This window comes from Salipaludibacillus sp. CUR1 (assembly GCF_021028955.1).
Taxonomy (GTDB): Bacteria; Bacillota; Bacilli; order Bacillales; family Salisediminibacteriaceae; genus Salipaludibacillus.
Map to the genome: position 1 here is coordinate 39,272 of NZ_JAIWPE010000012.1, position 13,434 is coordinate 52,705.

Below are 13,434 nucleotides of genomic sequence, written 5' to 3' on the forward strand. Positions count from 1 at the left end.
CCTTTAGATTATCAAAGAGGCTTATTGAATTTAAGCTGACTAGTGCCTGATTGAATGAGAAACTGGCAAACTGGAAGAATAATATCTCAGAAAAATTAAAAGTCAGTCAAGTTAAGAAGTGACGTTTGCGGCTGGGAAAAATACGTCATTCAAAATAGCTTTGAACAATGAATGTAAGCAGGATGAACCCAGTAGAGACAAAAATAATACAAAATAGCAGTAAGTGAAAAGTGACCATATAAGAAATGACAGCCTGCAAGATGAAAAATACGGTTTTTATAGTTCATATAGCGATTTTGTGGCTCAGATTAACGTATTCGATAAAGAAAGATTTTTTCCTTTCAATATGGTAATATTTTCGTAATAAACGTTTGATATTCCAAGATAAGAAAACAGCTGAAACAATAATGATTATTCCAACCTCAATTACCAAGGTGCAAGCCCCCCGCCGTTAATTAAGTTTAAAATACAGGGAATTTTTGTTAACGTTATGTTATCATACGTAATCCAGCTGGTGGTGAAAAAATGGATAATCAAAAGAAACAGACATCAGATCATGAACGACTTGTGAGAGATTGGTTTCAAAGCGAAGATACGAAGGTGCAAATGATTGTGCCCGTAAAAATCGGCAAGATAAAAAGCGGGTCCTTTTACGCTGGTTTTTGTGAAGAGAATTTATTCATTCTGGAAGTCATTGAAGACAGGGATGTAAGCCTTATGGAGAAGTTCTTATGGGAAGATTGTGAGAACGTCATGGTTAATAAAGGCATCATGCGTGTTCGTGTCCTCCTTGATGAAAAAGCTGACCTGTCATTTCCAAAACATGGTGACAGAGTGATCGACTTTCTAAACAAAAAAAAGGACCTGAAACTATGGGAATATGAGCGAAATATTTGGAGCCGTATGTTCGGTAAGCAGTAAACAAACCCGCCAGTGTGACCTGGCGGGTTTGTTTGTTGTCTTTTAATCTGCCGTATGCGGCATTTTACTCGTTGTTTCTTCCTTATACATGTGTAGGTGCCACATGAGCAGCACCAACTTTTATGACTGTTTGTTAAACATCTCATACGCCTGCTGGACGTCTTTGTCGCCGCGGCCTGAGATATTAATAATGATATTTTCGTCTTTTGAAAATTCAGGAGCCAGTTTCTTAGCTAACGCTACAGCGTGGGCACTTTCCAAAGCTGGAATAATTCCTTCCTTTTTTGATAAAAGCTGGAAAGCTTCAAGAACTTCTTCCTTAGATACCGTATAGTACTCCGCCCTGCCGCTTGTTTTCAAGTGGCTGTGTTCGGGGCCGATCCCCGGATAATCCAGCCCGGCAGCGATAGAGTAAGTCGGTTCAGGATTTCCGTTTTCATCCTGCAGCACAAGGCACTTAAATCCATGGAGGACTGCCGGTGTCCCTTTTGACAACGTGGCCGCCTCTTCAGGCTCCACACCGACGAGCCTGACAGATGGTTCGTCAATGTAATGGGCAAACGCTCCAATCGCATTGCTGCCACCACCGGTCACAGCAATTACCGCGCCTGGCAGCTTGCCTTCCTTTTCAAGAATCTGGCGCTTTGATTCTTCACTGATAACTGACTGGAAGTGTTTAACCATCGATGGGAACGGGTGAGGTCCGACGGCTGAACCAAGCAGGTAAAACGTCGATTCATAATTTTCCACTAAATCCTGGAGTGCTGCATCCACGGCATCTTTCAGTCTTCCCTGGCCTTTATCAACAGCCACTACTTTAGCACCTAACAGCTCCATACGGAAAACATTTAATGCCTGCCTTTCGGTATCCAGTTTACCCATGTAGATCGTGCAGTCCATTCCAAACGTAGCGCATGCTGTAGCAGTCGCCACGCCATGCTGCCCGGCGCCTGTTTCAGCAATAATTCGGTGCGCCCCCATCCGTTTTGCCAGAAGAATCTGGCCAATCACGTTATTAATTTTGTGCGCGCCTGTATGGTTTAAATCTTCCCGTTTAAGGTAGATTTTTGCTCCGTTAAATTCTTCAGTTAAATTTTTAGCAAACGTCAACGGGTTTTCTCTTCCAACGAATTCCCGCAAATAATATTTGAAATCTTCATTAAACTCCGGATCATTCTTATATTTCTCAAACTGTTCTGCAAGCATATCCAGAACTTCCTGCAGTTCGGGCGGGACAAAACTTCCCCCAAATTCACCAAAATAACCCGCTTGTGCTTTTACTTCATTCATTATACTCACTCTCCTCAGCTAATCTCATTTTTTCTAATCTCACTCTGCTACTCTGCTAAACTAAAACTATAAAGAATTACATTGTATTTTATAGGGAACGGCATCATCTGTCAATCATTGTATTTCCAAAACACATGAGTTTTCATCATAAAAAAAGACCCTGCGAGATAAGCCGCACAGGGTCAGGTTTATACGCTTAAAAATTCAGCATAAATACTTTTTAATAGATTCGAAGACATCGTCCAGCATAGCAGGTGTTACACGCCGGGTATTAATATTATATAAAGAAGGATGATAAGAACCTGCAAGAATGGGAAAGCCCGGCCCCAGATTGTATGTGACGCCATGGCCGAATGCAGATCCTCCCACGTCCGCCCCCATATCTTTTAAAACCCGTCTTGTTTTATCAAAAGCCTGTCCACCGAGAGCAAGAATGACTTTAACCTGTTTCAACTGCCTCATTTCTTCTATCAGGAAAGGGCTGCAAGTATGAAATTCTGAAGCATCAGGCCTGTTTTTGGGCGGAGCGCACTTGACCACGTTTGTTATATAAACGTCTGTTAAGGTAAGACCATCATTCCTGTATAAAGAGTCTTTACGATTGGAAAATCCGTGCCGGTAAAGAGCTGAAAATAAATACTCACCAGACGTATCTCCTGTAAATACCCTGCCTGTCCTGTTTCCTCCGTGCGCTGCAGGAGCAAGACCTGTTATTAAGACCCTGGCGTCTCGATCGCCGAACCCCGGTAATGGAAGTTTCCAGTAAGTCTCATTCTCGAACTTTTTCTTTGATCCTTCCTGTTGGAAGCACCACTCTCTCAGTCTCGGACATTTGTTGCACTTTAAAATTGTGTCATTCAGCGTTTCCAATCCCAATATTATCCCTCCTGTCCGCTCTACCGTTTAGTTAAAATGGCAACGGTGCATGCATGTTCGATATCATGCTGAGTGTCGGTAAACTTTTTATTCAGATGATTATATAGTTGCTCCAGCAGTTTCCGGCGGTCAGCTTCCTGTATTTGGGACAGCCATGAAAGAGATCCGACTCTTCCTGTCCATTCCTCGTTGGAAAATGACACCATATAATTGAATTTATAGGTGTCATTTAAGTCCAGCCCGTAATCTTCCCACTCTTTAAACCATTCAACAGGAAAACCATTTATTCTTTGTGTTGAACTTGCCTTTGATCCGGCAGCTTTCAATTTGCCATCAGGCATATAAGCTTTAATCATATCCAGTGTATCGATTATTAGTGACACTTGAGAAATGAACCCTGAATCCATCACGATTAATTTTCCATTTCGTTTTAATATTTGATTTATCACTTCAAGCGCTTTTTCTCTGTCGAACCAGTGCCATGCTCTTAAAACAGTTACGTAATCATATGCATTGGAATCCAGGTTTGCATTTTCAGCACCCGTATTCACATACTTAATTGTCATCTCTTCATTTATATCAATTTCTTCAGCTTTTTGAATTAACTCTTTCGAGGGTTCGATGCCGGTTACCGTGGCCCCCTCTTTGAAAAGTGCCCGGCTTAAGATGCCTGTTCCTGACCCTAAATCAGCTACTTTTTTATCTTGAAAAGTTATGTCTCTGACTTTAAAACTGGCAAATAGTTCATCAGGTAAATCATTTCTGTACTTGGCATAATGATGGGCTACGTTCCCAAAATTCACTTCCACTCCAGAGTCCCTCCCCCGCACTTATCTAAAAAGTTTATTATTTTCAGTTTATCATCTTTATCTCTCTATGGCTTAGTCAGGAATGGTATTTACATTCGGATTAATATTGGCCGAGTACTATCGAGGCTGAGCTTCCTGTCTTATAGTACACGGGTAAAATCCCAGCAAAATAAAGTTCAAAATCTTTCGTTTAAAGTCCCCCAATAAAAAAATTTTAGAAACCCCACATAAATTTCCAAAATTTGTGCACACTACCCAGTAAAAGGGAGTGGGAGCAAATGGATATGTTAATCAGCAAAGTTTATATTTTTCTGGCAAGTTATGACCGTAATGGCTATCTGTTTGACAAATACCTGAAATGGTTTGTTTTTTCCCAGAAATACTCTTCCTTCACGTTTTCTTTTCACTATTTAAGTGCTGCCGTTTATCTTGTTTAGTAAGATTAGCCTAGTTAATCTGCTGTTTCCCCAAGTTAGAAAAGCCTCCCTCTGTTTTTCTCCTTCTTTATGTTTATCCCTGGAAAACTTATGATAGAGTTAATTAAAGAGAAGTAATTCATAACATTTTTGGAGGAAAACAGACCATTGGATTCAAAAAAGAAATGGAACAGTAAGCATGCCGATAGAATAGAGCAGCAAAAACAGAAAGAACCTAATCCGCGATTAATAAAACTGGCCCCTTATTTTACTGGAGGTACAGCAGTCGACCTTGCTTGCGGGCTAGGGGCAAACAGTGTATTCCTTGCCAAGTTAAATTATAAGGTTAGCGCAGTGGATATTTCTGATGTGGCAGTAAGTCATGTGAAAGAACTGGCTGATAAGGAAAATCTGGCAATTGACGCCTTTACAAGGGACCTGACTAACTTGAAACAATCTGACATGGAGGAAAATTCAGCTGACTTGGCAGTTATTACTTATTATCTTGACCGTCTGATTTTTCCTTATATAAAATCAATTATTAAAAAGAATGGCTTTATTTTTATAGAGACGTACTATGTCTCCCCTGCTGGCAACAGCAAAGTTTCTGATAACTATAAGCTACAGCCGGGAGAACTGCTGTCTGAATTTAAAAACTGGCACATTCTTTTTTATGAAGAAAATGAGCATGAAGGCCGCCAGACGATCCTTGCCAGAAAAGTATAGAAGGCAGCTGTACCTAGTTCATACTAAAAAGAGACTAAGCTTTGCCTAGTCTCTTTTTAGTTCTTGTATTTACTTAATGGCATCCTTTCCGTTAATAATCGGAAGGGTCAGGTTACTTTTTGTTGGTAATAGAGATACTTCTATTTCTGACAATGGCCGAAGCGTATGGTCGCGGTCACTCGCCATTACTACCACACCAATACGAGATCCTTCATTAAAGACATAATCGTGCGGCTGCATATCCCATTCAAAGGTGTAATCCCTGCCAGGAACTAAGCTGATGGAACGCTCTTCCCCGTGAATGTTCTGGGCATCCATCCATCCGCGTGTCACCACAGTGTGTGTCCCGTCCTTTTTATAATCTACCAGAAAAGCAGATAAGTTTGAGACTTCACTGTTTAAACTGGCCCTTACCTTTATTTCAGGGGCTCCGCTCATGTGGACCGGTTCTGCTAACTGGTCTGTTGTGTACGCCACCCTATTCTCCTGCACGTCGTCCGGCTCGGAAATCAGACTGATTGGGTTTGCCCGGGGCGCATCTGTAAAAGTCTGTTTTACTTTTGGAAGATGACGGACCGGTGATACTTCCAGAGAACCTGTTCCTTCATCTTCCGGCTGGAAATAAAAATTGGTCGATTTGACGTCTGCATGTGGCCAGTGTTCCTGTTTATGCCACGACCGATCTTCTCTTTCAACATCTACTTTTGGCTCTTCCATAATGTCGTTTTCTAATCCGTATAGCCAGTAATCATACCATTTATGCTGGGTTTCCTGCCAGTTGTTCGCTGAACCGGCCCCTCTGTGCCCACCTTGATGCAGCCACATTTTGCGCGGAATATCGTACTGCCCTATCGCTTCCCACAGCTGGGAAAATTGTTTTGTCCTTACATTTCTGTCGTTTAGCCCATGCACAAGGAACACACTTGCTTCTATGTTTTTAATATCGTTTAAGTAATTTCGTTCATCCCAAAAATCGTTATAATCCCCTGTTATACGGTCTTCATCTTCCACCATTTTTTCAAGTAAGGGATCACAAATTTCCCCATTGGCCCTGGTTGTCACTGCGTCAGCTAACACACTGGCATCCTCTCCTTGAAAACCGCCTGGTGCAACAACAGCTCCGTTAGCACGGAAGTAGTCATACCAGTTACTAATAGCCACAACCGGCACGATCGTTCTCAAACCTTCCACTCCAGTCGTAGCAGCCGCGGTAGCAAGGGTTCCATTATAAGAAGCTCCGGTCATTCCCACATTTCCAGTTGACCAGTCAGCGAAAACTTCTTCCCCGTCCGTATTGAATGCTCTTGCCTTTCCATTTAGCCATTCTATAACTGCCACCGTTCCTAATGTTTCATATTTGTCTCCTGAAGTTGCACAGCCTGTCGAGCGGCCGCTCCCAATTCCTTCTCCTAAAATGACTGCATATCCACGCGGGACATAATAATTTGCCAGTTGGCCGGTAACTTGTCCAGAGGTGAAAGGTTTGCCGCCGGTATTTCCACGGCCGTATCCATTCCCCGGATGAGGCACTGGTTGAAGATCCACATCTACGTCAAAAAAATGGAGCGGCCTTAAACCGGCTCGATAAGGACTCATCTCATAAATAACAGGTACTTTAACTCCTGGTTCTGTGTTCGGCCTCATCACTTTAATTGAAACCAGATCACGTTCACCTGTATTATCACTATCTATTGTCGTTTCTACTAACAGGTTCTCCACTATGGCATCAGAGGTAGAATAGACAGGAGACGTTTTCCCTTCCTCAAGCTCTATAAAAGTAGTTTCATCAGCTGTTTCAGGAATCAATCCGTTTAAAGGCAAGTCACCTGGCTCTGCAGAAGTAGTTGAAGGTGAAACTAATGACAAGAGAATTACCAGACTGCTAAGTCCGCTAAGTAACGATGTTTTTTTCAAATGGTTGGCCTCCTTTTTAGTTGAAAAAATATAAGTACCTGCCTACCCTCCTTTTATAACGGTTAAGAACTTAACAAAGCGTTCTCTATTAAAACTTACCATTTGTTTTCAGAATATTTTGTAGAATAATGGGCGCCCGTTAAACTGTAATAATTAGACCTATACAATAAAAAAACAACGACTGCCGAAGCACCCGCTGTTCCTTTTCATTAATTACCATTTCCTATAAAGTCCTTAGACTCAAGGGGAGTCACTGTTCCTTGATGAAAAGATAACTGCCACTCTCCATTAGTAAGTTTCCATATGGAACTGCGCATTGTATTTTTGTCCCTCGTTTTATCACGAATAAAATAAGTTGATAATACAATATTCGATGCGAGAGGATAAATTTCATAATTATACAGCGTCATTTCTGTTAAAACCACTCCTGTTTCGAGAAATTCTTTCTTCCCGTATTTATATCCTGAGCTGCTTATTTCCAAGAAATCATCCGCAAGCAGGGCAGCCAGTTTCTCCGAACTTCTGCGAACCTCAAGACTTATATGGCTTTCCTCTAACTCTTTCAGCTGACTTTTCAAATCGTGCGGCATTTTTACCTCCTAATTAATCCCCGTGTCCAGTAATTTATCGATTTACAGTTAAAATGGCATGTGATGATGTGAGTTTCTTCTCTCTGCATGCCGTTTTATATCATGGTTTGTGTCATGTAAGCTAAAGAACACGTTTGTATGCTCACATATGTGATTTATAAGGACTAATAATCTTTCTATTAGTTCGAACTTCACTTCTATCAGCGATATTTCACCTTCTATCAGCGAAAATAAGATTCAATCGGCGAAAATTCTTTTCAATCAGCGATTTTACCCATTCAATCAGCTTATTTGAATAATTATAATTAACAAGCTTATTGGGATTAGGTTTTACCACCCGGCTGTTTTACTCTTATAAAAAGTTGCCGAGCACTTTACATAATATTATTATAAATAATACGAAGACCTAACTCTTCAACCGGCATTTTGTACTTTTTTTAATATAGATACTAAAAGAAGTCCTGCCGTAAATGTTAGTAAGGAAACTATTAAAACTTGAGCTTCCATAAGCCCGCCAGCATTATGAAAAACAGCAATTATAGAACCGGCAACTAAGCCGATCATAGCGGAGTATGTTTCCATGGTATACTTCTCCAAAAGAAACCTGACTAGTCTGCTTGTAAATAAAACACCGAGGATCAACCCTGATAATATCGGCAAAATGACAGGAAGATGCAAGGTAAGAACAGAGGCAGTTGCCACTTCATAAACACCCAAAATAGTCATGATAAGAGCTCCGCTGATACCAGGCAGAACAAGAGCCGTGCTTGCCACCGTGCCTGCAAGCACTAAAAATAAGTAATTTCCGACCGATAAGTCAGTGGTATTCATCTCAATACCACCGCCGAAAAACTGCCCGCCGGCTACTAGTAGGAAAAAAAATATAATAATAAAATAATGTGTTTTTTGAAAATAAGTATGAGACTTGCTAACAGCTTCCTTACATAGAAAAGGCAGAAATCCTGTGATAATGCCTGCAAAAAACAATAATGTCGGCGTGCGGTAGGTGCTTAATAAATAATCAATGAGATAAAGAGAGACTGCAAATCCAAAAAGCATGCCTATTCCGAAGGTTAATAAAAACGGCAACTGCTCATTCCTCTTATCAGTTGTTAAACTGCTTAAGGAATATATTAATTGGCCGTATATTCCTAAGATCATAGCAACTGTGCTGCCGCTCACTCCAGGCACTGTTTCTGTAATTCCAATTGCAGCTCCTCTGAATATATTCTTGTACATCTTGGAAATTCCACCGTTCCTTTCTTCTGCTTCTTAACAAAAGAAGCATGTGTAGCGGTAATATTAAACCGGTACTCGAATCTTTTTAAAGCATCCCTTTGTTTTAAGTAAATTAGAGAAGTTTTGCACGACATACTACAGCACAGAAATCCGTGATCCAGCGAATGTTTTAATTTATACTCACCGGAAATAGAATGTTAGAGGACAGGCTGATTTTCTTCTCGTTCGCAAACTCTCTCTATCGCTATCCCCTTTATTTTATGCCTCTCACCGAGCATGTATCGATTTCCCTGTCTAAAAAATGAAAAACTGCTCTTTTTACTGCCCGTTGTACAACTTATTTAAATATTTATTATATAAAACTTAAACAAGTTTCATAATAATGGTTTATATAGTTTAAATAGGGGGAACTGCCAAAATATAACTTACTAGGAGGGATTTATTGTGGCAGATCCAAAACGACAAGCTGAAGAAAAACTGGAGAATATGTCTCCAGATAAGAAACAGGAAATTTTAGATAGTTTCGACGAGTTTCAAAATTATCTAAACGACAAGATCCAAAAAGGCGAAAAGCTTGGTTTAAGTGAAGAACAGCTGGCTAAAGGAGCAGAACGAGTCGCTGAGTACCTTAAAAACCATGAAGAGCCTAAAAATACTGAAGAAAAGCTTCTTCAGGAAATGTGGAAAGTCAGTGATGATGACGAAAAGCATAAAATGGCCCATACTCTCGTGAAACTTGCTAAAAAAGAAGGTAATTAATTCAGAGCTCAGCGTGTTTTAATAACACGCTGTTTTTTTATGCCACCAATTATAAGCTTTTTTTAAATACATAACTGGCTTTGTCATAACCCATTTTTTCTTCATAAAAGCTATGGGCTTCAAACCGTTGGAGCCCTGAAGATAAAGCGACATGGGCATAACCGTTTTCTTTTGCCCATTTATGCACATATGTAAGCAAACTTTCTCCAAAACCTTTAGACCGTTTATTTTGATCTGTGACCAGGTCACAAACCCAAATAAACCGGCCATAGTACAGCGTTATCATCGGCTGGAACCCAATAACACCTGCAAGCTCCTTTTCATCAAATATGGCATACATAGTATATCCTTCGTGTTTCTGCGCTTCTTCCACTAACTGCTGATATTCCTGTTCATCAAGATGGGAACGCAGCTGCCTCATAACTGGGTAAGCTTGCAAAATCTCTTCTTTAGATTTAAGTTCTTTAATTGTACTCTCATTCATTGAGATCTTCCCTCACTTTATTGGAAAATTGTGTAACCAAAGTGTAGCATATTTTAATGAGTTTATTATGAATGAGAAAAAACTGCATGGTAGCAGTTTTTTACTTCAACTATTTTACTGTCCGCGCTTTCTCCGTTCAGTGATCAGTTCCCCTCCTAAACCGTAATTATCGGTGTCTACTTCATCAATAATTACTACGGTGGAAGCCGGATTTTTACCGAGTGTTTCCTGCAGTAGAGATGTCGCACCTTTCACCAACGTTTCTTTTTCTTCTTTGGTCAGACCACCGTTTTCTTTTGTCACTTTAATATTAACGTAAGGCATTTACCTCTCCCTCTTTCCTGTAAAATTTTGACTGGCAGTTAAATTAAACCCAGCCGCCTAAAATAAAGGTTCTTCTTTACGAGTAAATCTAATTAATAAAGGACTTGCAGCAATAGCGCCAATTAAAATAACCAAGCCTGAAATAAAGTATAAAGACGGGCTGGCGTTAATAAAAAAAGCTCCAAGTGTGAATAAAACAACAAAAAAGAAACTGTATAATGCTCCTTTCAGTCTGCTGTCAGGAGATATATACTGGCTATTTTCACACCGTGGGCACTTCTTTGCTGATCTCATAAACAAAAGAAGTTCTTTATATCTGAACGAACGACCGCAAAATAAACAATCAGGCAATCGCATATGCAGGGCCTCCTTTTCAACTTTTCAAGTTCTTTCTAGAATTGCACACTGAACCCGTTAAACTGATGAATGCCTGTACCGAATTTTGCGAGGTCGTTTTCTCTTAAATATGTACAGGCTTTTTTTACTTCTTCCAAAATTTCCGGAGAAAGCCCTAACGTATGATGTGACCCAAACACCTGTCTCACTCCACGTAAACCAGCTATTTTTTCTAACGACGCGGTTAAGGCCTCAGGGTCAGTTGAGGGATAAAAAGCGTAAACTGGCGCCTGGTCATAAAGAAGATCTCCAGTAAATAAATAGCCGTTTGTCTTGTCAAACACACATATATGGCCGGGTGAATGGCCGGGTGTATGATAGACCATTAATTGTCTGTTCCCAAGATCGATTTCTTCTCTGTCTTCCAGCAATCCTGCTGGTTCTCCTTGAAAAGGCTTATAAGTGTCGGGATTGAACGTTTCAGGTACAAGCGAAGTAATATCTCTGCTTATGTCTTTTCTTATTTGGCTGATAGACAATCCTTTAATACCGTGCTTCAGCCAGTTTAAATCTCCTTCGTGCACATAAATGTCGGTAAATTGACCATGGCTGCCTATATGATCCCAGTGCACATGAGTCGTAAGCACCTTAATTGGCAGACTTGTCAGCTGATCAGTGACCCTTTTAATATTATCGATGCCCAGCCCAGTATCGATTAGAGCGGCCGAATGGGTGCCGAGCAGCAAAAAAGAATGGACTTTCTCCCAATGGCCGTATTCACTTATTGCAAAAGTTAGAGGATCGATCTTTTGAATAGTAAACCATGCGTCTTTTATTTTTATTCCCTCCCAAGATTTAGTTTATTATACTTCTTTCTGCATTATTTCATTGTATCCTTTAAAAATTCAAAAAAATAAAGACACGCCTGTCAGCATGTCCGTTTGATCAGTTATTTATTTCCTCAAGGCTTCTAACTGGTTCTCGTAAACGTACAGAACCAATTTCTTTTGATCCAGTCATTAAAGTCAGAAAGGTTCCTCTAGAATCTGTTCTTTTACCAGGACCAGCGCCTGTATATCTTCGTAAGCTTCTACTGGTTGTCGTTTCAAATTAGACCAAATCAAAGTCTAAATTTAAAATTCCATTAGAACAAAGAGAATCAATGGGTGAACGAAGTTGATGCTATTTAAAGTTATTTTTCATGTACCCGTTAAATTTTATGCTTGTTTAATTATTTAAAAAATGGACTGCGTGTGTAAATTCATGCACTTTCTTCCACGGATAGACGAACTCTGCTGCGGGAACGATATGGCTGTACCGCTTTTAAAATTTTATTTCTTAGGAGGGTTCTAAATGGGCTTTTTCGGCTTATTTAATGGTAATGAACAAAACCAGAAAGAAAGACGAAAAGGAATGCAGGAAGTACGCCAGGAGGACCGCGAACAGGAGACTGAATTCGCAAATGAGGTTCATATGGATCTTCGTGAAGAAGAGCTGGATGTCGACAAACAAAGAAAAGACACTGGCGATGTCGTTCTTCATAAAGAGATTACAGAAGAAGAACAGACAGTTAATGTCCCTGTCTCTCATGACCAGGTCGTGATTGAACAGAGAGAAGTTAACCACGAACCAACTGATGAGCCTATAACAGAAGAAGAATCAGTTCGTATTCCTGTGACCGCTGAAGAAGTTCATGCTGATAAGCATACAGTGGTAATCGGTGAAATTTCTGCCCAAAAGCGCCCTGTTGAAAGAAATGAACAGGTGCGGGACGTTCTTCATAAAGAAAAGGCTGATGTCGACGTACACGGCGAGGCAGATGTAGAAACTAAAGGCGATATGGATGTTGAAAGAGAATAGCATTTGCTAAACTTTTTCAGGGGTAACTTTAAAAGGCTTTGCCTTTAGTTACCCTCTTTTTAAAAATCACATAAACGGAGGAAGCCTAATGATAAGATATATAGTGGCTGGAGCGATTATTGGCAGTCTTATTACGTGGGTCTTAAATGTCCCTGTTGAAGGAGGCCTGATACTGGGCGCGGCTGTGGGCGGCATGAGCTATACGTTTGGTAATAGAAAAACCAATCAGGAAGAAGACGGCCAGGAGACTGAGATGCAGCTTCGAGAAGAGGAATTAGATATAAATAAGGAACGGGAGCAGACTGGTGAAGTCGACGTACGAACCGATGTCATAGAAGAAGAAAAAACCATCAGAATCCCTGTCAAACGCCAGGAAATGGTTGTGGAAGCAGGTGATGAAGAAGAATTACGAATTCCATTAAAAGAAGAACAAGTAGAAATTGAAAAGCAGCCGGTTAAACTCAATGAGGTTTCCGTATCGAAGCGCCAAGTCCAGGAAGTTGAGCAAATTGAAGAAACCTTAAAAAAGGAAGAACTCGACGTTGATGTGGAGGAAAATGAAGGAGAATTCAGAGATAAAGACCCTGGTACAGAAATTGAAGGAAATGCAGATCCTGACCAGGATAACAGATTTTTTTAAATCACTTATAGTTCTAAAACGGGCCGTCTCGTTTTTAGAACTTTTTTTCGTTTCAGAGGTGGTGTAAAAATATATTAATTTCATCTGGGAAATATATATAAGGAAATGCCAGCCCTCTTACGTTAATTCTGGTTCTCTGTCAATTGTTGTGGTGTAGAATTTTCCAATTCTACTCTCTTTAGAACCCATGCGGGTTAACCCGCATGGGTTCTAACCACTTGCCTCCACAGTATTTTCTTACGTAGTCTCG

Annotated in this window: 16 protein-coding genes; 6 read left to right on the forward strand and 10 right to left on the reverse strand. The window is 40.4% G+C overall.

The genetic code is table 11. The features are described from left to right. Window positions 1-525: 525 nt before the first annotated feature. On the forward strand, window positions 526-921 hold the full coding sequence (locus tag K8O68_RS02225) for a hypothetical protein (protein WP_230895310.1): 396 nt from the start codon (window positions 526-528) through the stop codon (window positions 919-921). Window positions 922-1,041: 120 nt separating this feature from the next. Here K8O68_RS02225 and trpB read toward each other — a convergent pair whose 3' ends face one another. The 3 genes from trpB to K8O68_RS02240 form a co-directional block, all read right to left on the reverse strand. After that, complete coding sequence (gene trpB, locus K8O68_RS02230; RefSeq protein ID WP_230895311.1) at window positions 1,042-2,211, reverse strand: tryptophan synthase subunit beta; 1,170 nt, start codon at window positions 2,209-2,211, stop codon at window positions 1,042-1,044. Between the two features lie 204 nt (window positions 2,212-2,415). Next, a complete protein-coding gene (locus K8O68_RS02235; RefSeq protein ID WP_230895312.1) occupies window positions 2,416-3,087 on the reverse strand; it encodes a uracil-DNA glycosylase in 672 nt (223 codons plus the stop codon). Window positions 3,088-3,107: 20 nt separating this feature from the next. Next, a complete protein-coding gene (locus K8O68_RS02240; RefSeq protein ID WP_230895313.1) occupies window positions 3,108-3,896 on the reverse strand; it encodes a class I SAM-dependent methyltransferase in 789 nt (262 codons plus the stop codon). A 278-nt stretch (window positions 3,897-4,174) separates the two neighbouring features. On the opposite strand from K8O68_RS02240, the gene K8O68_RS02245 reads away from it, so the two are divergent. Then, window positions 4,175-4,333 (forward strand): hypothetical protein, encoded by a 159-nt coding sequence (locus K8O68_RS02245; protein ID WP_230895314.1) that lies wholly within the window; start codon window positions 4,175-4,177, stop codon window positions 4,331-4,333. A 147-nt stretch (window positions 4,334-4,480) separates the two neighbouring features. Then, window positions 4,481-5,038 (forward strand): methyltransferase domain-containing protein, encoded by a 558-nt coding sequence (locus K8O68_RS02250; protein ID WP_230895315.1) that lies wholly within the window; start codon window positions 4,481-4,483, stop codon window positions 5,036-5,038. Between the two features lie 69 nt (window positions 5,039-5,107). Here K8O68_RS02250 and K8O68_RS02255 read toward each other — a convergent pair whose 3' ends face one another. From K8O68_RS02255 to K8O68_RS02265, 3 genes are all read right to left on the reverse strand, one after another. Then, the gene (locus K8O68_RS02255) at window positions 5,108-6,952 is read right to left on the reverse strand and encodes a Xaa-Pro dipeptidyl-peptidase (RefSeq protein WP_230895316.1); all 1,845 of its coding nucleotides are present in this window, start codon (window positions 6,950-6,952) and stop codon (window positions 5,108-5,110) included. 209 nt (window positions 6,953-7,161) lie between these two features. Beyond that, on the reverse strand, window positions 7,162-7,542 hold the full coding sequence (locus K8O68_RS02260) for a nuclear transport factor 2 family protein (protein ID WP_230895317.1): 381 nt from the start codon (window positions 7,540-7,542) through the stop codon (window positions 7,162-7,164). A gap of 414 nt (window positions 7,543-7,956) precedes the next feature. Beyond that, window positions 7,957-8,781, reverse strand: a complete 825-nt coding sequence (locus K8O68_RS02265) for a DUF368 domain-containing protein (RefSeq protein WP_230895318.1) — start codon at window positions 8,779-8,781, stop codon at window positions 7,957-7,959. Window positions 8,782-9,267: 486 nt separating this feature from the next. Here K8O68_RS02265 and K8O68_RS02270 point away from each other — a divergent pair, with 486 nt between their 5' ends. Next, window positions 9,268-9,540, forward strand: coding sequence for a DUF3243 domain-containing protein (locus tag K8O68_RS02270; RefSeq protein ID WP_230895325.1), 273 nt, complete (start codon window positions 9,268-9,270; stop codon window positions 9,538-9,540). Between the two features lie 49 nt (window positions 9,541-9,589). Here the strand turns inward: K8O68_RS02270 and K8O68_RS02275 are convergent, their stop codons facing one another. The 4 genes from K8O68_RS02275 to K8O68_RS02290 all read right to left on the reverse strand — a co-directional run bounded on the left by K8O68_RS02275 (window position 9,590) and on the right by K8O68_RS02290 (window position 11,526). Continuing rightward, window positions 9,590-10,024, reverse strand: a complete 435-nt coding sequence (locus K8O68_RS02275) for a GNAT family N-acetyltransferase (protein WP_230895319.1) — start codon at window positions 10,022-10,024, stop codon at window positions 9,590-9,592. Between the two features lie 114 nt (window positions 10,025-10,138). After that, window positions 10,139-10,348, reverse strand: a complete 210-nt coding sequence (locus K8O68_RS02280; RefSeq protein WP_230895320.1) for a 2-hydroxymuconate tautomerase family protein — start codon at window positions 10,346-10,348, stop codon at window positions 10,139-10,141. A gap of 57 nt (window positions 10,349-10,405) precedes the next feature. Next, a complete protein-coding gene (locus K8O68_RS02285) occupies window positions 10,406-10,705 on the reverse strand; it encodes a TIGR04104 family putative zinc finger protein (RefSeq protein ID WP_230895321.1) in 300 nt (99 codons plus the stop codon). A 35-nt stretch (window positions 10,706-10,740) separates the two neighbouring features. After that, window positions 10,741-11,526, reverse strand: coding sequence for an MBL fold metallo-hydrolase (locus K8O68_RS02290; protein WP_230895326.1), 786 nt, complete (start codon window positions 11,524-11,526; stop codon window positions 10,741-10,743). Window positions 11,527-12,037: 511 nt separating this feature from the next. Between K8O68_RS02290 and K8O68_RS02295 the strand changes: the two genes are divergently transcribed. Together K8O68_RS02295 and K8O68_RS02300 are read left to right on the forward strand one after the other, a co-directional pair. Then, window positions 12,038-12,544, forward strand: coding sequence for a YsnF/AvaK domain-containing protein (locus K8O68_RS02295; RefSeq protein WP_230895322.1), 507 nt, complete (start codon window positions 12,038-12,040; stop codon window positions 12,542-12,544). Window positions 12,545-12,632: 88 nt separating this feature from the next. Beyond that, the gene (locus tag K8O68_RS02300; protein WP_230895323.1) at window positions 12,633-13,184 is read left to right on the forward strand and encodes a YsnF/AvaK domain-containing protein; all 552 of its coding nucleotides are present in this window, start codon (window positions 12,633-12,635) and stop codon (window positions 13,182-13,184) included. The last annotated feature ends 250 nt before the right edge of the window (window positions 13,185-13,434 follow it).